Annotated in this window: 22 protein-coding genes; 4 read left to right on the plus strand and 18 right to left on the minus strand. The window is 68.7% G+C overall.

The window, feature by feature from the left end; translation table 11 throughout:
* Positions 1–20 precede the first annotated feature (20 nt).
* From MNO14_RS15390 to MNO14_RS15420, 7 genes are all read right to left on the minus strand, one after another.
* Complete coding sequence (locus MNO14_RS15390) at positions 21–716, minus strand: DUF6683 family protein (protein WP_241944553.1); 696 nt, start codon at positions 714–716, stop codon at positions 21–23.
* The gene (locus tag MNO14_RS15395; RefSeq protein ID WP_241944554.1) at positions 716–1,435 is read right to left on the minus strand and encodes a hypothetical protein; all 720 of its coding nucleotides are present in this window, start codon (positions 1,433–1,435) and stop codon (positions 716–718) included. Before MNO14_RS15395 ends, MNO14_RS15390 begins: the two co-directional genes overlap by 1 nt.
* Positions 1,425–1,901: a hypothetical protein gene (locus MNO14_RS15400; protein WP_241944555.1), complete on the minus strand. Its 477-nt coding sequence runs from the start codon at positions 1,899–1,901 to the stop codon at positions 1,425–1,427. The genes MNO14_RS15395 and MNO14_RS15400 overlap by 11 nt, the downstream gene beginning before the upstream one ends.
* A 74-nt stretch (positions 1,902–1,975) precedes the next feature.
* Entirely contained in the window at positions 1,976–2,299 is a 324-nt protein-coding gene (locus MNO14_RS15405; RefSeq protein WP_241944556.1) for a hypothetical protein, read from the minus strand.
* A gap of 147 nt (positions 2,300–2,446) precedes the next feature.
* Entirely contained in the window at positions 2,447–2,857 is a 411-nt protein-coding gene (locus MNO14_RS15410; RefSeq protein ID WP_241944557.1) for a hypothetical protein, read from the minus strand.
* Positions 2,858–3,021: 164 nt separating this feature from the next.
* Complete coding sequence (locus MNO14_RS15415; RefSeq protein WP_241944558.1) at positions 3,022–3,324, minus strand: hypothetical protein; 303 nt, start codon at positions 3,322–3,324, stop codon at positions 3,022–3,024.
* 3 nt (positions 3,325–3,327) lie between these two features.
* Positions 3,328–3,552: a hypothetical protein gene (locus MNO14_RS15420; protein WP_241944559.1), complete on the minus strand. Its 225-nt coding sequence runs from the start codon at positions 3,550–3,552 to the stop codon at positions 3,328–3,330.
* Positions 3,553–3,781: 229 nt separating this feature from the next.
* Here MNO14_RS15420 and MNO14_RS15425 point away from each other — a divergent pair, with 229 nt between their 5' ends.
* Positions 3,782–4,465, plus strand: coding sequence for a GNAT family N-acetyltransferase (locus MNO14_RS15425; protein ID WP_241944560.1), 684 nt, complete (start codon positions 3,782–3,784; stop codon positions 4,463–4,465).
* A 45-nt stretch (positions 4,466–4,510) separates the two neighbouring features.
* On the opposite strand, the gene MNO14_RS15430 is transcribed toward MNO14_RS15425, so the two are convergent.
* The 11 genes from MNO14_RS15430 to MNO14_RS15480 form a co-directional block, all read right to left on the minus strand.
* The gene (locus tag MNO14_RS15430; protein ID WP_241944561.1) at positions 4,511–5,167 is read right to left on the minus strand and encodes a hypothetical protein; all 657 of its coding nucleotides are present in this window, start codon (positions 5,165–5,167) and stop codon (positions 4,511–4,513) included.
* A 20-nt stretch (positions 5,168–5,187) separates the two neighbouring features.
* Positions 5,188–5,670: a hypothetical protein gene (locus tag MNO14_RS15435; RefSeq protein WP_241944562.1), complete on the minus strand. Its 483-nt coding sequence runs from the start codon at positions 5,668–5,670 to the stop codon at positions 5,188–5,190.
* A complete protein-coding gene (locus MNO14_RS15440) occupies positions 5,667–7,025 on the minus strand; it encodes a FliI/YscN family ATPase (RefSeq protein ID WP_241944563.1) in 1,359 nt (452 codons plus the stop codon). The genes MNO14_RS15435 and MNO14_RS15440 overlap by 4 nt, the downstream gene beginning before the upstream one ends.
* The gene (locus tag MNO14_RS15445) at positions 7,022–7,687 is read right to left on the minus strand and encodes a FliH/SctL family protein (RefSeq protein ID WP_241944564.1); all 666 of its coding nucleotides are present in this window, start codon (positions 7,685–7,687) and stop codon (positions 7,022–7,024) included. The genes MNO14_RS15440 and MNO14_RS15445 overlap by 4 nt, the downstream gene beginning before the upstream one ends.
* Before the next feature lie 31 nt (positions 7,688–7,718).
* Positions 7,719–8,339 carry a hypothetical protein gene (locus MNO14_RS15450; RefSeq protein WP_241944565.1) on the minus strand — a complete coding sequence of 207 codons (621 nt, stop codon included), beginning with the start codon at positions 8,337–8,339 and terminating at the stop codon, positions 7,719–7,721.
* Positions 8,340–8,341: 2 nt separating this feature from the next.
* Positions 8,342–9,121, minus strand: coding sequence for an EscJ/YscJ/HrcJ family type III secretion inner membrane ring protein (locus MNO14_RS15455; RefSeq protein WP_241944566.1), 780 nt, complete (start codon positions 9,119–9,121; stop codon positions 8,342–8,344).
* A 13-nt stretch (positions 9,122–9,134) separates the two neighbouring features.
* On the minus strand, positions 9,135–9,554 hold the full coding sequence (locus MNO14_RS15460; protein WP_241944567.1) for a hypothetical protein: 420 nt from the start codon (positions 9,552–9,554) through the stop codon (positions 9,135–9,137).
* A gap of 33 nt (positions 9,555–9,587) precedes the next feature.
* On the minus strand, positions 9,588–9,923 hold the full coding sequence (locus MNO14_RS15465; RefSeq protein WP_241944568.1) for a hypothetical protein: 336 nt from the start codon (positions 9,921–9,923) through the stop codon (positions 9,588–9,590).
* A gap of 71 nt (positions 9,924–9,994) precedes the next feature.
* Positions 9,995–11,257 (minus strand): FHA domain-containing protein, encoded by a 1,263-nt coding sequence (locus MNO14_RS15470; RefSeq protein WP_241944569.1) that lies wholly within the window; start codon positions 11,255–11,257, stop codon positions 9,995–9,997.
* Positions 11,258–11,344: 87 nt separating this feature from the next.
* Positions 11,345–13,402 (minus strand): type III secretion system export apparatus subunit SctV, encoded by a 2,058-nt coding sequence (gene sctV / locus MNO14_RS15475; protein WP_241944570.1) that lies wholly within the window; start codon positions 13,400–13,402, stop codon positions 11,345–11,347.
* Positions 13,403–13,658: 256 nt separating this feature from the next.
* Positions 13,659–14,102 (minus strand): flagellar biosynthetic protein FliO, encoded by a 444-nt coding sequence (locus tag MNO14_RS15480; RefSeq protein WP_241944571.1) that lies wholly within the window; start codon positions 14,100–14,102, stop codon positions 13,659–13,661.
* A 153-nt stretch (positions 14,103–14,255) separates the two neighbouring features.
* On the opposite strand from MNO14_RS15480, the gene MNO14_RS15485 reads away from it, so the two are divergent.
* Genes MNO14_RS15485 through sctQ form a run of 3 tightly spaced genes read left to right on the plus strand, consistent with a single transcriptional unit; the run spans position 14,256 to position 16,925 of the window.
* The gene (locus MNO14_RS15485; protein WP_241944572.1) at positions 14,256–15,278 is read left to right on the plus strand and encodes an ATP-binding protein; all 1,023 of its coding nucleotides are present in this window, start codon (positions 14,256–14,258) and stop codon (positions 15,276–15,278) included.
* Between the two features lie 2 nt (positions 15,279–15,280).
* Positions 15,281–15,880 (plus strand): response regulator, encoded by a 600-nt coding sequence (locus tag MNO14_RS15490; RefSeq protein WP_183425283.1) that lies wholly within the window; start codon positions 15,281–15,283, stop codon positions 15,878–15,880.
* Positions 15,873–16,925, plus strand: coding sequence for a type III secretion system cytoplasmic ring protein SctQ (gene sctQ / locus MNO14_RS15495; protein WP_241944573.1), 1,053 nt, complete (start codon positions 15,873–15,875; stop codon positions 16,923–16,925). Before MNO14_RS15490 ends, sctQ begins: the two co-directional genes overlap by 8 nt.

Here is a 16,925-nt window from a genome sequence, read left to right on the forward strand (position 1 = left end):
CTCCCCGGTCCTGACCGCGCTCAGCGCGCGACCAGGCCGTCGTCGGTCAGTTCGATGCGCTGCAGATCGATGCCACTGCCCTGCAGGCCTTTGCGCGCCGCCGAGGCCAAGGCCGCCAGCGCTTCGCGATTGCCCTGGCGCTTCATCGTCTGGTACGACAGCGCCGAGACCATCGTCAAATAAGCCGTGCGCTCGGCCTGCGCCTGCTTGGCCGCATCGCTCATGCCGGCGATCTGCGGCACGGCGGCCAAGGGACCGATCAACTGACGACGGACCGCGCGCTGTCCCTCCGGTACACGCGCCGAGTCGCGGTCGTTGGCGACCTCCCAGGAGATCAGCAGGTGCGCGGCCAGCACGTCGCCGAGATTGGTCGGGTCGTATCCGTAGCGCCGCAAAATGCCATCGAACTGGCGCAGCAACTCGCCCGAGCCGATCACCTTTTCCAAGTCGGCGACCTGCTGCGGATCGCGCCCGAAGGCCTGGATGGTTTCTTGCTGCACCCGCTCGCTGATGGCGCGATCGCGCCGGAACGATAGGGTCTGGACCGCCTGTGCATCGACCTGCGCGGGCGCCGGTCGCGAGACCGCCTGTTGCAATGCGCGCTGGACAGCCGCGTCGCCATCGGCGCCCTGTCCCGTGGCCGCGGCGAGCAGCATCGCCCCGCACATCAAAAGCCCGGCGACAGCGCGGACACGGGATTTCGAACGATCAAACATCACGAACCTCCCTGCGATGCGGCGTCCTGGCTGGACTGGAAGCCCGCGCCGGTCAATTCGATGGTGGCGAGATCGTTCCCGGTCTGCCGTTGAAAATCCTGCCGGATCGCCTGCGAGAACGCGGCCTGCGCGCGCGCCTGGCCGCGCATGCGATCGACCTGCCGCCCCAGGGCGGCGGCGACCAGTTCGTAAACGCGCTGGCGGTTGGCGAGCGCCTGCGTATCGCGCGCCTGCGCCCCCTGGCGCGCCCAGTGCGCAGCCATCTGCTCACGCAGGCCCGCCGCTTGCGACGGTGTCGCACGCACGCCGTGGAAGGCCTCCCAATGCACGAGAAAGAGCAGCGCATTGGCATCGACGATGTCGGTCCCGGGATAGCCAAGGGCCCGGTATCGTGCCTGCAGCCAGGCGTCCGCATCGCCGGAGTTCACGAACTGGGAGAGATCGTCGATCCGCACACTGCTCAATGCCGGCCATTGCGCGCTGAACGCGGCACCCTCGCCGTCATCGGCAGACGCGGACGAGGTTGCCCCGGCGACACTCTGCACACCAGCGTTGTAGGCCTCGAGAAATGCCTGTTGATCCTGTTCGCCGGCGTCCGCACGCCCCGTGGCCTGGGTGGCTTGCGCCCCGTCCGAGCACGCCGTGACCAGACCGACGACAGCGAAAAGGAGCGGGCAACATGCCAATGCGCGACGTCGCCGCTGCACGCTACCGCTCATGCGCGTCCCGGCGTCCCAGTTCGAACGCCCACGCCCTGGCGCTCTCGACGCCATCCCGTTCCACGCGCTGACGATACTCGCGCGTCAGCGATTGGAGGCGCTGCGCGTCCATCGGTGCTTGGCCACTTGTCGACGCCTCCTCCGAGGCATCGTCCTCGCCACCCTCGCTGGTCACATCCATCGTGTGTTCCAGCGTGGTCTGCGACAACGCAGCCTGCCCATACCCCATGCCCAGGTCGGCCGTGGCGGACGGATCCCATTGCGCGAGGCTGGACAGCGAGAGCGGGAGCGCGACCGCGCCCAGAATCAGACATAACGCTCGCGGCTTGCGAGGCGCGTGCTTGCGAACCGAAGACTTCATCGCACACCTCCTGTCGTCGACAACACGATTGATGGCGGGAACGACTCGACTGTAACGGTTGGACGGCACCGAAAGATGGACGCGGCCCAACGCGCCGATCAGCATCGGGAATGCGCGGTGTCCACCAAGACGAAGGGCGAGTGCCAAGCACTCGCCCTTCGTTGAACCGCGCCTGGCAATTACTGCTTGCGGGCGGCGCTGGTCAGACCTTCACCGATCGACTTGATCGCGGTGCTGATCGTGTTCGACAGCATGCTGAACATCTGCGATTCGGCCTGGAATTCCATCTGCGTCTTGCTGAATTCCTTGGCGTCCTTCTTGCTGTCCAGACCGCCCAGCTTGTCGCTGAGCTCGGTCATCTTCTCGGCCTTCTCGCCGAGCTTGGCACCCATCGCCTTGGCGATCGCCACCAGCCAGCTCTCACCCTTGCCGCCGCTGCTGCCGCTGACGCTGTCCAGGCCGATCTGACCGAGGGAAATGTTGAAATCGAGGTTGACGCTCATGAGCTTCGTCTCCGTAGTTGAAAAAATTACCGAACCAAAAATGCTGGGCGGACAAGGAGAATCGCGTGCGTCCGCATCTATCGTTGGTATCGATGCTGCCGTTCCAACCAGCTTCGAACAACTAGGGGCGACCCTAGCGAAGCGTATTCAGATGACGCCAGAGCGCTGCGCCGCCGTGGCAGTTGCCAACCATTCACGCGCTGCGTCCTCGCCGCGCTCCCTGGAAATCCGCGCGAACTCGAGCGCGCGCTGTACCGAGGGGTTTTCGAAGACCTGAAGTGTGTCGGCAAATGCCCGCTGTACTTCGTCGGCGCCGGAGGCATCGAGCAAGCCGTGTTGCCCGAGCAGTCCGATCGTGTCGTCGAGACTGGCCCGGATCTGATCGGGGTTCGCGTCGGAGGGCGCGGTCATCGTCGCAAGCGTCTGCTCCAGATGCCCGAGCATGCTCTCCCGGCTGGCCGCGTCGATATCCTGCTGCTCGCGCAACTCCGCCTCGAACCGTTCCAGCAATGCGGCGCGCAGCGTTTCAAAATTCTGTTCGGGGGATGTTGACGACATGGACGGGAGCTCCTGCGGGTGGATCGGTGCGGGTGTGCGGTGTGGCCAATGGATTAAACGAAGGGACGCATGACGCTGTCGTTACGATGGCAGCTGGCAACGCCGACGGCAAATACCATACCGGGGCCTATCGGCCCCGGCATGGATCGCACATCGAACATGCATCAAGGCCCGACTTCGATGGTACTCAGCGAGTTGACCATCCGCCTGGCCTCGGCGCCTTCCCGCTCGCCCATTTCGCGAGCCTGTGCCCCCAGCCAGGCGTCGGCGACCTCCCGGCCGTCGCTCGCAGCGCGCCGATCGTACTCGGGGACGAGCGCCTTGAGTTCCTGCTGGACGACGTCGAGACGCTCGTCCATGTGCCGGATCAGCACTGTCTCATCCTCGGCAGAGATCGCGCCCTGTTCACGCAACTGCGCGAGGCCGTCGATCCATGCCTGGCGCTGGGCCTGCTGGTCGTACTGCATGGATCAGTTGCCCACGCCGAAGTTGAAGTTGAAGCCGCCCTTGAAGCCGTCGCTGACGGCGTCCTGCGCCGACTGCGGCAGGCCCATCGACGAGAACAGGCTGTCGAACGCGCCGCTGAAGGCCTGGCCGATCAGATCGCCCAGGATGTTGCCGATAATGCCGCCGAGCGGGCCGCCCAGCGCAGTACCGATGACGGAACCGATGGCGTCGGAAATTCCACCTGACATGATGTGTCTCCTTGTCGACTGATGATTGATGATTGAGAGGTACAACGAAGAATCGTGCGCGTCAGGACCGGTGAAGCGGGGCCGATCGCGGCTGCAGGGCAAGTCTGCGTTGGCATCAAACACCGCGCATCTGGGACGCACCCCATCTAGGGTCCGCCCTAGTTCACATCCCCGGCGTGACAGCTGCCGCATTTAGGTCCGGCGCATTCGCGCTATAACGGCGACCACGATGTCCGCTCACGACGCACACGCCGCGCCCCCGCCCGAAGAGGCGCTGCCGCAGTTCTCCAAGGCCGATCTGCCGGCCAATGGCCGCGACTATCCCGCCGAACTGCAGCTGCGCAGCCGCCGGATGCAACTGTGCGGCTTCGCGTTCCGGCACGTGCTCGAACTGCTGCAGCTCGGTCGCGAGGAGCGGGTGACGCGCCTGCTGCTCGACAACCGCCTCGACACCCTCGACGACGCGATGGGGCTGGTGGTGTGGGCCAATCGTATCTATCGCGAGCGTCCAGGCCTGGGCCTGTGGCGCGCCGCCGATCACTGCGACCGGTTCATCGGCATGTTCTCGCTGGTGCCGCTGGGCACCACGCGCGATGTCTCGATCGGGGTACGTCTGCTGCCGTCGGCTTGGGGACGCGGCTACGCGATCGAAGGCGGCGCGGCCCTGTGCGCGCATGCCTTCGACGGGTTGAGGCTCGAAGACCTCGTGGCGCACTGCGCGCCGGACAATCGGTCGGTGCCGCCCTTGTTGCTTCGGCTGGGGTTTGAAGAGATCGATCGCGGCATGCACTTCGGCAAGCCAGCGCGCCGGTTTCGCCTGCGGCGCGAGGACTGGCACGGCCTGCGTCCGCGTCGGGAGAGCGTGGCCCGAAACGCGCAGCGAGACGCGTCGGTGCCGCCCTTGGCGCCGTGATCCGCGCCGCAACGGCCGGCCCGAGGGCAGGCCAAAGGCGCGGGATCAGCCGTGGAAGTGCGGGTCGATCGTCAGCGTGCCGAGATTGCGCTCGGCAAAGCGGCGGGCCAACTGCGGCCCGGCTTCGCGGATGGCGTCGAAGCTCTCACGCGAACGACTGTCGGCGCGCAGCACCCAGCCCTCGCCCTCCCGCGTGAGCAGCAGGTCGGTGCCCGGGAGCGTGGCATCGGACATGCGCAGCAGCACCTGGCCATCACCGCCGGACTGGCGTGCATCGTGGACCGCGAGCTGGCGGACGTGTCGCTCCATCATGTCGAGCAGTTGGCCCGGATCGGCGGGCGCCGGGGCCGCGGACGGCTGTGGCGCAGCGGCGCCATCGCGCAGCGCCATCTGCGCCTGCAGCATCGCCGCCGATTCGGCGGGCATGGGCTGGGACGACAGCCCGGACTCGTGCTGCTGCCGGAACGTGCGCGCATCGAGGACGTCGGCCAGCGACTGGCCGGTCTTCGCCGCTTCCTGGCGGCTCGCCTGCTCGACCCCCGTGCCGCCGCCTTTGGCCTGCTGCATCAACGAGCGGAACTTGTCGACCTGCTCGCGCGTGGCGACCTCGCGCGGGTCGGCCTTGGCCTGGCGATCGACCTGACGGTTGCGCGCCGACTGATCCGGGGGCCGGGCGCTCGAATCGTTGCGTTGAATGGTCATCGTCGTCTCCTACGGCTTGGCTAGCGGCGCGCCAGATGGCGCGCCTGCATCAGATCCTCGGCAGTCGCCTCTTCCTGGCGCGCCTGCAACCCGCGTTGCTCGCCGCGCCACACGTCGCGCCGCTTCTCCAGCGCATCCTCGCGTGCCTTGGCGCGGAAGAACGCATCGCGCGCGGCCTGCAGGGCCTGCTCGGCCTCGCGCACCGCCTCCTGGGCCTTGGCCAGGCGCGCCTGGGCACCGACGATCTGCTCGCCGATCAGTTCGATGCACAGCTCGCGCTGAGTCAGCGCCGCCGGCCACGGCACGCCGGCCGGTGGTGGGTCGAGCAACCGCGCACGGTGCTGCGCACGCGAGGCGCGCAGGTCGTCGATCTCGCCTTCGATCCGCTGACAGGCCTCCTGGCACTGCTGCAGTGCGCGCTGCCGGTCCAGCACCACGCGCCGCGCCGCCTCGGTGCGATGCGCGCGCAGTTGCAGCAGCGTCTGCAGCGGGTAACGTTTCATGCGAACAGCTTCCGCAAGGCCGCCGACGAGGTATCGAACGGCACCAGTTCGTGTTCGGACTGTTGCAGCAGCGCGCGAATCGCGCCGATCTTCTCGATCGCCAGATCGGCGTCGGGATCGGTGCCGCGCTTGTACTCGCCCAGCTGCACCAGCAGTTCGATGTCCTGGTGCTTGGCCAGCAACTTGCGCAGCTGCCCGGCCGCGCGCAGATGCGGCTGCTCGACGACCCTGGGCATCGTACGGCTGAGGCTGGTGAGCACGTCGATCGCCGGGTAATGGTAGGCGGCGGCGAGCTTGCGCGAGAGCACGATGTGGCCGTCAAGGATCGAGCGCACTTCCTCGACGATCGGGTCGCCGCCGTCCTCGTCCTCGGCCAGCACGGTGTAGAACGCGGTGATCGAGCCCTTGTCGTTGTTGCCTGCGCGCTCGAACAGCTTCGGCAGCTCGCTGAACACCGAGGGCGGAAACCCGCGCCGCGCCGGCGGTTCGCCGACCGCCAGGCCGACATCGCGCAGCGCGCGCGCAAAGCGGGTGACCGAGTCGACCAACAACAGCACGCGCTTGCCCTGGTCGCGAAAGTACTCGGCGACCGCAGTGCCGACCCACGCGGCGCGACTGCGCTCGAGCGCGGGCCGGTCGGAGGTGGCGACGACGATGACCGACTTGGCCAGGCCGGCCGCACCGAGGTTGTCGTTGATGAACTCGTTGACCTCGCGGCCGCGCTCGCCGACCAGCACGACCACGTTGACGTCGGCATCGCCGCCCCGGGCGAGCATGCCCAGCAGCGTGCTCTTGCCGCCGCCGGCCACGGCGAAGATGCCGATGCGCTGGCCCTCGCCTGCGGTCATGACGGTGTCGATCGCACGCACGCCGGTCGAGAACGGACGTTCGATCAGCGCGCGGCGCAGTGGATTGGGCGAGGCGGCGTAGATCGGCGCGTCGACCGTCGGACCGATCGCCCCGAGGCCGTCGATCGGCGTGCCGTGGGCATCGAGAATGCGCCCGAGCAGGCCGTCGCCGACCGGCACCGACGCCTGGCGGCCGGAGGCATAGACCTCGGTCGTCGCGGCAATGCCGTCGAGCGGCCCCAACGGGGTCAGCACAGTGTGCTGACGCGACACACCGACGACCTCGGCCGCCAGCTCGAACCGGCTGTCGCCGGGATTGCGCAGATGGCACAGCTCGCCGATCGCCGCGCGCAGCCCGGTCGCCTTGATCAGCGTGCCGTAGGCTTCGCTGACCCGGCCGACGCGCTCGATCGCCTGGACCTTGCCCAGCGCGTGCAGCAACGGATCGTGCGCCGGCGTCGGTGTGCCGACGGCGTCGAGCGCCGACAGGGCGAGATCGGCGGTCATGGCGCGGCCACGTGCGCGCTCGCCTGCGCCAACGCAGCGCGGATCGCCTCGATCTGCTGGCTGACCCCGGCGCGGACTTCGCCGGCCTCCGAGACCACGATGCAGCTCAAAGGGTCGAGACTTTCGTCATCGACCAGTTCGATCAGGCCGACACCCGGATGCGCCTGGCGCACGGCGCCCAGACCCTCGCCGACACGCTCGCGCACCGAGGGGTGGACGCGGATCATCAGGAACTGTTCGGCCTGGGCCGATTCGACCGCCTGCATCACCAGTGCGGGCACGACCGCAGCGGCGTCGAAGCCCGGGGCCAGCCGCTGCACGATCGCGCAGGCCAGATCGCCGATGCGCCCGGCCGCGTCGGCCAGCACGCGCGCGCGGCGCTCGTTGAGCGACGCGAGCTGCTGGGTCATCTGCTGCTTGGCGCGCTCCAGGCCTTCGGAGAATCCTTCCGCGTAACCCTGCTCGCGCGCCTTCTGGATCTCGGCGCTTGCTTCCTCGTAGAGGGCGTTGACGCGTTCGAGCAGCGCGTCGAGCTCGCCCAGCGATCGCCACTCGGCCGCCCGGACGATTGGCCCGGCGACGCCGCGCTGGAACTGGCGGCGCTCGAAGACAGCGGCGCTGCCCTCGGGTCTGTGGCGCTGGGGAGAAGCGGCGGTCGACATACGCGTTCGAGACTCCGTGGGTCTGCGTCGCTCAGGCGGCGACAGCGCGGTTCTGGTGATGGGTCTGCACCACGAGCACGGGTTTTTCGGGCAAGTGCGCAGGCGGCAGCGTCTCGGGCGCTTCGAGCAACCGCGCCCATTGCGCGAGCGCCGGATCGCGATGGCTGGCCCAGGCCTGGAGTTCGGCCCGGCCTTGGTGTGAGAAGGTGCGCAGCAGCGTCGTCGCGCCGTCGGTCGCGGACAGGGCATGACGCAAGGACTCGGCGAGCCGTGCCTGGGTCTCGGGCTCGACCTTCGCGTCCCACACGCTGCGATCGAGCGCAAGCAGATAGCTGCTGCCCAGCGCCGCCTTGAGTCGACGCACCGGCTCGCGTCCGATCTCCGCCCGGATCGCAGGCGCGTAGGCGAGCACGCCCAGATCGCGGTGAAGCGCATCCAGACGGGCACGGCTCCAGCGCGTGATCAGCGCGCCGGGGCCGTCGGGTGAAGGCGCCAGCAGATGCGAGGCCGGCCCGGCCGCGAGCGAGCTGGCCAACAGCCGACGACCCAGTGCACTGTCGCAGGCGCGGCGCAGCAGGGCGGGATCGAGGCCGCCGTCGCCGGCTTCGTGCCAAGCCGGATGGACCTCGGCCAGCAGCGCCCGCAGCGACACGGTCAGCCCTGCCAGCGCTTCGGTGCGGGCTCTGCAGGCACGGCGCTACGCCCACGCAGACGGCTGCCGAACGCGAGCAGCAGCGCGATGATCACCACCACCGCCGCCGCGATGCCAATCGCCAGCGGGCTCACCGCCGACAGCGCCATCGCGGTGCCGCCGCTCTGGCCGGCCTCCGGCGGTGCCGGCATCGCCACGAACTTGACCGAGACCTGGTTGATGTCGGTCAGGCCTTCGACGCCGTCCTTGACCACGATCTTGATATCGGCCTCACGGTCGCGGACGCTGGCGCCGGGTTGCTCGAAGATCCATACCGCCGCCGAGGTCTTGCCGGTCGAGCCGCCGAGCGGATCGCGCTCGGGCAGTGCGATGTGCACGCGGGCGTTTGCCACGCCCGGCAACATGCTCAGCGTGTGCGAGATTTCCTGCTGCAGACCGTGGATGTAACGGCCGCGCTCGTCGGTCGCCGACGATGCGAAGCCTTCCTTCTTGAAGATGTCGCCGAGGGTCTGATAGTGCTGCCGCGGCAGGCCGCGTGCCTCCAGCACCGCCATCGCCTGCGGGATGTCGCTCTCGGCCACGACGACGTCCCAACCGACCTTGGTCGCCGAGGGCTTCTTCTTGGCCTGGATGCCCGAGCCGATCAACGCGCCCATCATCTCGTTGGCCTGCCGTTCCTCGAGCGCGCTGTACAACGGGCTGCCGCCGCAGCCGGCGAGCACCAGACACGCCAGCAGCAGGGCCACCCAGCTCGACCATCGATTCGGGTTGGAAAGACGCATCCAGGTCACCTCGTCAGGACTGCTGGCGGAACAGCTGCTGGATGCCGTCGGACGTGCGGTTGGCGACGTTCGATGTCATTTCGCACTGGAACAGGAAGTGGTGCGACTTCATCGTCATCTCGATGACCTGGCCGGGCGTCAGCTCCCCGGTGTTCTGGGTCATGGTCTTGGCCAGCGAGTTGATGCTTTCGGCACCGCCGTTGAGGTTGTCGACCGCCGACATCAGCATCCGCATGCCCTGCGACGGCTCGGACACACCGACGCTGGCGACGTCAGGCGTCGCATTGGCGGCCGAAGGACTGCCGCCGGCGCGGTTCATCGCCTCGGCGAACTGGTTGACTTCATAGGCATCGGCGACGGGTTGTCCACCGCCCGGTGCGCCTGCCACCTGCGCCGCGGGTTCGATGCCGACGGCCTGGATTGCGTCCACCATGATGATCTCCTTAGAGCGATTGGCGCGTGTCGTTTACTGCTTGCGACCCAGCGTCTCGAGGGCCTGGCCGACGCTGTTCTGCGAGGTCGAGGCGTTGTTGGACAGGAACTGCATGCGCAGGCTCTCGGCGGTGAGGGCGACCACGTTCGACGGCTGGTCGCCGCCCTGGCCGATCACGTCCGACAGGTTGGTGATGCGCGTGGCCTGCGCGTCGAGGGTCTGGCCCCAAGCGCGCGACATCGCTTCGTACCAGCTGGCGCTGCCGCCGCTGGCGCCACCGGTGCGCGTGCCGCGCAGGGTGTTCTGATCGTTGTGCATCGATGCGCGACCGATGAAGTTGCCGATCGCGTCGTTGGAGATGGTGGTCATGTCGTGGCTCCTGTCGTCTGCAAAAGGGGGTGTTTGTCAGGGGAACGAACGCGGCGCAGTGCGCCTCGGGGTTACTGGGTGGTGGTGTTGGCAGGGCCACCCTGCGCCGCACCGCCGTCGGCGGCCGCGACGACGCCGCGGCTGCCGGCGGTAACGCCGGCAACAACCTGCGTAAAGCGCGGGTCGACCTGCTCTTGGGCCGGTGCCGAGGCGGTCGCGGTGTCGTCGAGCGTGGCCACTGGGCCGGGGGTGATCTTGACCAGGTCGCCGCGCGCATTGAGCACGTGGGCGGACGCGCCGATGGAGATCAGCCGCCCTTTGCCGGGCAGTTCGTCGCCGGGCACGAAACGCCGACCGTCGGACGCGATCAGGTGCGGGTCCTCGCCGCGCACGATCGAGACGATGTGCGGCGGGGGTTCTTCGGGCGCCTGCCCTTGCGACGCGATGCGCGGCACGTGGCCGTCCGGCGTCCGCGGCAGGATGCGCGCGACACCGGAAATCTCGCTGACCGCCCGCGAACGGGCCAGGCGCTCGATCTCGGCGCCGTCTTCGAACTCGCCGACCACTTCGACATCGCCATTGCCGGTGTAACGGGCCTTCACTGGAATACCGTGCCCGCGGAACATCTCGGCCACGTCAGCGGCAATGTTCTCGCCGGTGCGCAACTGCAGCGAGGCGACGATGCCCTCGGCCTGGAGCTGCGCGCGCAGCCGCTCGAGCGTCGCAGCGCTGTCGACCGCGCCGGTCACCGACGGCCGCCCATCGACGCCGTCGGAGATGCCCGGGTTCATCACCCCGTGTTCCTGAAGCAGCGCATCGAGCCGATCGCGCGGATCGACCGTGGCCTGCGACCCCGGTAGCACTGCAGCGAAGATCGCCAGCGAGGCGAGCGACAGCGCGGCGATGCCCGCGATCAGCGGCAGCCGGCGCACGAAGCCCGAGCGTCGCGGCGCAGCGTCATCGGGCGGCGCGAAAACAGTCACAAAGCCGTCCCAGTCCGGGTCGTCCTCGCGGCCGAACGCGATCGCGGCCTCGCCCAGCCGCACCGACTGCACAGTGGCCAGTTCGACCGGATCGCCGGGCTCGACCTGGGTGGCGCCGATCTGGACCGGCGCATCGAGCGCACGCACCAGGAACCGGCCGCCCATCAGGGTCACCAACGCATGGTGGCCGGCGACGCCGTCGTCGGCGAGGACGATGTCGCAGTCCTCACCGCTGCCCACCAGGATCATTTCCTCGTCGCCGAGCACGCGGCTTGCACCGGCGTGCAGGCCATCGACGATGCGCAGCACCTGGTGCACGGGCCGCGTCGGATTGTCGTTGCGTTGCGTCATGAGTGTCCTCGCTTGGCGTACGCTGCGCGCGGCACCGCGAATATCCGTGCGGCCCGGCGGCATGCGCCCAGGTTTGATACGACATGGTCACGCATTGATCTGCCCCGCCTGCACGATGCGCAGATCCGGTGCCAGCTCCTGGTACGAGAGCACCGGCAGGTCGAAGAAATCGACCTCCATGAGCTTGCGCAGATGCCTGCGCACGTCCAGCGAACACAACAGCACCGGTCTGACGCCGGAGGCTTGCCGGCCCAGGTGCGCACGCACCTCGTTGCCGAGCCGTCCGGCCAATTCCGGAGAGATCGCAAGCTGGCTGGCACCACCCGCCACGCGGACCGATTGCCGCAGCTTGTCTTCCAGTTCGGGATGGATCAACAGTACATGCAGCGTGCGCTCGTCGTCTGAATAGCGATCGGCGATTTCGCGCTTGAGCGCAACGCGCACGTATTCAGTCAACAGCACCACGTCCTTTTCGCGGCCACCGACATCGGTGATCGCCTCGAATGCATCGCGCAGGTTGCGGATCGGCACGCCTTCTTCCGACAGCCGCCGCAGCACGTCGGCCACGCGCTGCGGCGCGACCACGCGCAGCATTTCCTTGACCAGGTCCGGATAGTCGCGCTGCATGCGCGCGAACAGGTTCGAGGTCTCCTGGATGCCCAGAAAACCGCCCATGCGCCGACGGATCGCCGCATCGGTGTGGTGGGCGAGCACGTCGATCGGTGCCTGCGCGTCCTCGGTTTGCGCCTGGGTCCACTCGCCGGCGATCACCGCCGGATAGAAGCCCGGTTGCTTCGCCGCACCGGCCGCACTGGCCGGCTGTGGCTGCAACCAGGCGTCGGTGCGCAGGCGCCCGGTTGCGATCCGTGCGCCGAATGCCATCACGCGGTATTCGTCCTCGGCCAGGGCCGGCGCGATGCGTATCGACGGCACCGGCACCGGCACGCCGTACTCTTCGCGCAGCCGCTGCGCGGTCTCGGCAATGCGCACCTCGAGGTTGTGGGTGCCCAGCGTCTGCGCAAGCGCCGGCGAGACCTGCAACTGCAGCGGCGCCGGCGGCGCGAGATCGTCGCGCTCGGTCGTCTGCTGCGCTTCGGCCACGACCTCTTCCTCGCTGACGCGGAAGGCGCGGCGCAGCAGTTCGAACTGGTGGCGGTAGCGCCAGGCACTCAGGGTCAGCAGGCCGACGCCCAGCACCAGGAAGACCGCCCACGGGAAGCCAGGCACCAGGGTCATCAGCAACGCCAGGATGCCGGTGATCAGCAACACGCGCGGCTGGTCCGACACCTGGCGGGTGATCGCATCGCCCAGATGGCGGTCGTCGATTTCGCCGGTGGTGCGGGTGACGACGAGGCCGGCGGCAATCGTCGCCAGAATCGCCGGGATCTGCGAGACCAGGCCATCACCGATGGTCAGGATGCTGTAGACGTGCGTCGCCTCGGCCAGCGGCATGCCTTTCTGCAACACGCCGATGGCCAGACCACCGAGCAGATTGATCAGAATGATGACGATGCCGGCGATCGCATCGCCCTTGACGAACTTCATCGCACCATCGAGCGAGCCGTGCAGCTGGCTCTCGGTCTCGAGCAGGCGGCGCTTGCGGCGTGCCTCGTCCTTGTCGATCAGGCCCGCGCGCAGGTCCGAATCGATCGACAGCTGCTTGCCGGGCATCGCATCGAGGGTGAAGCGCGCAGCGACCTCGGCCACGCGCTCGGCGCCCTTGGCGATCACGATGAACTGCACGACGGTGATGATCAGAAACACCACCAGACCGACGACCAGGTTGCCGCCGGCGACCAGCGTGCCGAAGGTCTCGACGATATGGCCGCCTTCGGCGTGCAGCAGGATCGAACGGGTGATCGCGATCGAGATCGCCAGCCTAAACAGCGTTGTCAGCAGCAGCACGCTGGGGAAGCTGGAGAACGCAACCGGTGTGGGGATGTAGATGCCGAGCAGCAGCAGGCCGAAGCCGATGGAGATGTTCACCGCTACAAGCGTGTCGATGATCACCAGCGGCAGCGGCAGGATCATCACACTGATGATGGTGACCGCCGCGAACGCCAGAATGACGTCGCTGTAGCCGAACTTGCCGCGGGGCGCGGCGCCGGCCGGTGCACCGGTCAGGGTGGCGAACAGAGCCTTCATGCCGCCACTCCTTGGCACCGGAACGCACGCACGCGCCGTAGCGCGGGCACCGCGCAATTCCGCACTCCGCGCAATCTGGACTTCATTCGGCGCATCTGCCCCTGCCCTCGTGCGTCACTTTTTGCCCCTGTACGATACCCTATGGATGTTAGGAAGTGGTCAACCGGATATTGCAAGGGTGTCGCAACGCCGGGCGCATGCAATGTGAAGGCCTCCTCCTGCTAGCAGGCCGGGTGACGCGCGGCGTCACGCAGGCTTAACGATCGCCAGCGATATTGAAGCGCGCGTCTGTGCGCGTGGTCGTCTCGGGGGTCGGGGCGAGGTCGTCCGCCTCCAGATCGGTGACAAACGTCACGGATTGGGCGCCCACGCCGATGGCGAATGCCCGGCCGGCGCGCGATCGCACGACCACCAGCCGTTCCCGGGGACCGACCGGCAGGATCTGCACCACCGTCAACGGCGTATCCCCGCCGGACAACCCATAGCGGCGGCGCAGCAACCGCAGCAGCAAGAGCAGGCCAGCGATGATGAAGACCAGAGGCAGCACGATGGCCAGCATTTCGCCGACGAATGAGTCGCTGGTCGGCGCAACGGGTGCGGCAGGCGCAGCGGCGGCCCATCCCGGCAGCCAGGCGATGGCCAGTAGGCCGGACGCCCGGCGCAGTGCGGAGAAACGGGACGGGCAGGCGGCACGGGTCATGGCATCTGGGCGGGTGCGCACCGGAGCGGTGCCGGCCTACGGTATCAGCGCCGTGCGGGCTGCCGCTGTCGCATGACAAGGGTCCCCGGCCAGGCGCGCGCATCCCGCTCCCGATCGACCGGGGGCGGTGCGCAATCCGAAGCGCTGGCCGCCGTGCTGACAGCCGTGCCGTTCGCGTGCGCGGCGTTCGACCGGCGCAGCGGCGCGCTGGTGGCTGCCAATCCGCGTTTCTCGGCCGACCTGGGCGCGCTGCCCGGCCACGGCCAGCGCGATGCGCTGCTGGCCAGTCTGTATGGCGACCTGACCGGCGAAGCGCGCGGCGAGGAAGTCCGCGCGCCGCACAGCGGCCGTTGGTATGCACTGCATTGGCGCGATCTCGACTGCGGCGGCCAAGCGTTGTCGCTGCTGACCGCGGTTGACATCAGCGAGCGCATCGAAACCCTGGACTCGCACAAGTCGCAGCAGGAAAAGCTGCTGTTCACCTCGCGGATGATGTCGGTCGGCGAGATGGCCGCCACGCTCGCGCACGAGCTCAACCAGCCGCTGGCGGCGATCGTGAACTACCTCAACGGCAGCCTGCGGCTGGTCGGCCAGGCCGGCGGCCCGGTCCAGGTCGAGCGCGCGCTGCAGGCCGCGCGCACCCAGGCCGAGCATGCGAGCGCGGTGATCGCGCGCGTGCGCGAGTTCGTCCGCGCCCGCGAGCCGCGCCGCGACGCCCAGGAATTGCCGCTGATCGTCGACACCGTGCTCGAGCTGCTGCGGCTGGAAGCCGAGCGTCAGCAGTTGCGCGTGGAACTGGCGCTACCGGCCTCGCTGCCGCCGGTCTATGCCGACCGGGTGATGATCGAGCAGGTGCTGCTGAATCTGGTCAAGAACGCGATCGAGGCGATGCGCGAGGTCCCCGCCGCGCAGCGCGGCCTGCGGATCGAGGCCCGGGTCAACCTGGACGACGAGATCGAGGTCCGGGTCTGCGACCGCGGCCCGGGCCTGAGCCCGGCACAGAGCGAGCAGCTGTTCTCGCCGTTCTACACCACCAAATCCGATGGCCTGGGCATTGGCTTGGCGATCTGCAGGTCGATCATCGAATACCACGAAGGGCGGCTATTCTTCGAGGCCATGGATGGCGGAGGCAGCGTGTTCGGTTTCACGCTGCCCACGCCCGACAGGAGGATCTAGCGATGCCCGGCACGCCTTGCGTCTATCTGGTCGACGACAACGATGGTTTCCGCGACTCCACGGCCTGGCTGCTGGAGACGGCGAACTTCGAAGTGCGGGCGTTCGCATCCGCCGCCGCCTTTTTGACCGTGTTCGACAGCACCCGCCACGGCGACGACGAATGCCTGGTGTCGGACATCCGCATGCCCGAGATGAGCGGCCTGCAGTTGCAGGACGAACTGCTGCGCCGCGGCTCCTCGCTACCGTTGATCTTCGTGACCGCGCACGGCGACGTGCCGCTGGCGGTCGAGGCGATGCGAAAGGGCGCATCGAACTTCCTGGAAAAGCCCTTCAGCGACGAGGCACTGGTCGAGGCGATCGGCCATGCGCTGCGCCGCGAGCGCCGACAGGCGGGGGCGCCCCAGGGCGAGGCGCTGGCGAAACTGAGCCCGCGCGAGCGCCAGGTACTCGACCTGGTCGTGGCCAGCAAGCCCAACAAGATCATCGCCGACATCCTGGGCATCAGCATCAAGACCGTGGAACTGCATCGCGCGAACATGATGAGCAAACTGGGCGTACGCTCGTTGCCCGAACTGATGAAGGTGGCGCTTGGACATGGCTGACTCGGGCGCATCGGCCCACCCCCGCACCGCGACCGCGCTGCGCGAGCGCATCCCCCATCTGACCGCCGCCCAGGCGCAGGCACTGCGCGCGCTGCACCGCCGGCGCCGGCAGTGGCCGTCGCCCGCCGGCACGCTGGTCCTGCGCGAGGGCCGCCCCGGCGATCCGGCAAGCGTGTTCGAGCTCGACGCCGACGGCAGCCGGGTGGGCCTGCGCCTGAGCGCAGCACCGGCGGCCGCCGACGATGATGCGCTACGCTGGCAGGACCACCAGGGACGCGCGCGCGTGCTCGCCTGGAGCCTGACGCACGAGGCCGCGCTGGTGCGGCTGAGCGAGGCGCTGGGCACCTCGCTGCTGCCGCTGCCCGACCCACCGCCGGCACCGGCTGTCGATGAGGTCTGGGTCGACTTCGAGCTGCGTACCGACGACGGCGCGTCGCTGACCGGCAGTCTGCGCGCGAGCGTCGACTGGCTGACCGCCGCGCTCGGCCGCGACGCAGCGACCGATGCCGTGGCCGCCGATACCGGCCACTGGCGCCAATTGCCGGCCGCCGTGTCGCTGGCGCTGGCCGGGCCGCCGCTGACCACCGCCGATCTACGCGATCTGCGTCCCGGCGATGTGGTGATCGTCGGTTCGACCCGCCAGCCGACGCTGCACGCCGATGCCGTCGGCCTGCGCTGGCCGATCCGGCCCGGCGCCGAGGGCTGGCGGATCGACGGCCCCCCGAGCCCCCAACCCCGATTCCAGGAGAGTGCCCCAATGAGCGACACCGACGCGCCCGACGCGCCCGACACCCCCGCCGCCGAGGCGCCCGCGCCCGTCGAGGACCCGGCCAGCCGCCTGCCGGTGGAGGTGGCGTTCGAGCTGGGCAAGGTCGAGCTGCGGCTGGGCGATGTCGCCGGCCTGCAGCCGGGCTACGTGTTCGCGCTGCCTGCGCATCTGGAAGGGGCGAACGTGACGATCCGCGCCAACGGCCGTGTCGCCGGCCAAGGGGAACTGGTCGCTGTCGGCGACACGCTCGGCGTGCGCCTGCTGTCCTGGAGCTGA

The sequence above is a fragment of the Luteimonas sp. S4-F44 genome, from assembly GCF_022637415.1.
Classification (GTDB): Bacteria; Pseudomonadota; Gammaproteobacteria; order Xanthomonadales; family Xanthomonadaceae; genus Luteimonas.

What these genes read in the sequence shown, in the direction of transcription:
- MNO14_RS15470 (WP_241944569.1), bottom strand. Translation starts at nt 11,257, where the DNA reads ATGACGCAACGCAACGACAATCCGACGCGGCCCGTGCACCAGGTGCTG.
- MNO14_RS15395 (WP_241944554.1), bottom strand. Translation starts at nt 1,435, where the DNA reads ATGAGCGGTAGCGTGCAGCGGCGACGTCGCGCATTGGCATGTTGCCCG.
- MNO14_RS15415 (WP_241944558.1), bottom strand. Translation starts at nt 3,324, where the DNA reads ATGCAGTACGACCAGCAGGCCCAGCGCCAGGCATGGATCGACGGCCTC.
- MNO14_RS15425 (WP_241944560.1), top strand. Translation starts at nt 3,782, where the DNA reads ATGTCCGCTCACGACGCACACGCCGCGCCCCCGCCCGAAGAGGCGCTG.
- MNO14_RS15480 (WP_241944571.1), bottom strand. Translation starts at nt 14,102, where the DNA reads ATGACCCGTGCCGCCTGCCCGTCCCGTTTCTCCGCACTGCGCCGGGCG.
- MNO14_RS15390 (WP_241944553.1), bottom strand. Translation starts at nt 716, where the DNA reads ATGTTTGATCGTTCGAAATCCCGTGTCCGCGCTGTCGCCGGGCTTTTG.
- MNO14_RS15440 (WP_241944563.1), bottom strand. Translation starts at nt 7,025, where the DNA reads ATGACCGCCGATCTCGCCCTGTCGGCGCTCGACGCCGTCGGCACACCG.
- MNO14_RS15420 (WP_241944559.1), bottom strand. Translation starts at nt 3,552, where the DNA reads ATGTCAGGTGGAATTTCCGACGCCATCGGTTCCGTCATCGGTACTGCG.
- MNO14_RS15430 (WP_241944561.1), bottom strand. Translation starts at nt 5,167, where the DNA reads ATGACCATTCAACGCAACGATTCGAGCGCCCGGCCCCCGGATCAGTCG.
- MNO14_RS15465 (WP_241944568.1), bottom strand. Translation starts at nt 9,923, where the DNA reads ATGACCACCATCTCCAACGACGCGATCGGCAACTTCATCGGTCGCGCA.
- sctV (WP_241944570.1), bottom strand. Translation starts at nt 13,402, where the DNA reads ATGAAGGCTCTGTTCGCCACCCTGACCGGTGCACCGGCCGGCGCCGCG.
- MNO14_RS15405 (WP_241944556.1), bottom strand. Translation starts at nt 2,299, where the DNA reads ATGAGCGTCAACCTCGATTTCAACATTTCCCTCGGTCAGATCGGCCTG.
- MNO14_RS15460 (WP_241944567.1), bottom strand. Translation starts at nt 9,554, where the DNA reads ATGGTGGACGCAATCCAGGCCGTCGGCATCGAACCCGCGGCGCAGGTG.
- sctQ (WP_241944573.1), top strand. Translation starts at nt 15,873, where the DNA reads ATGGCTGACTCGGGCGCATCGGCCCACCCCCGCACCGCGACCGCGCTG.
- MNO14_RS15455 (WP_241944566.1), bottom strand. Translation starts at nt 9,121, where the DNA reads ATGCGTCTTTCCAACCCGAATCGATGGTCGAGCTGGGTGGCCCTGCTG.
- MNO14_RS15435 (WP_241944562.1), bottom strand. Translation starts at nt 5,670, where the DNA reads ATGAAACGTTACCCGCTGCAGACGCTGCTGCAACTGCGCGCGCATCGC.
- MNO14_RS15410 (WP_241944557.1), bottom strand. Translation starts at nt 2,857, where the DNA reads ATGTCGTCAACATCCCCCGAACAGAATTTTGAAACGCTGCGCGCCGCA.
- MNO14_RS15490 (WP_183425283.1), top strand. Translation starts at nt 15,281, where the DNA reads ATGCCCGGCACGCCTTGCGTCTATCTGGTCGACGACAACGATGGTTTC.
- MNO14_RS15400 (WP_241944555.1), bottom strand. Translation starts at nt 1,901, where the DNA reads ATGCTGATCGGCGCGTTGGGCCGCGTCCATCTTTCGGTGCCGTCCAAC.
- MNO14_RS15445 (WP_241944564.1), bottom strand. Translation starts at nt 7,687, where the DNA reads ATGTCGACCGCCGCTTCTCCCCAGCGCCACAGACCCGAGGGCAGCGCC.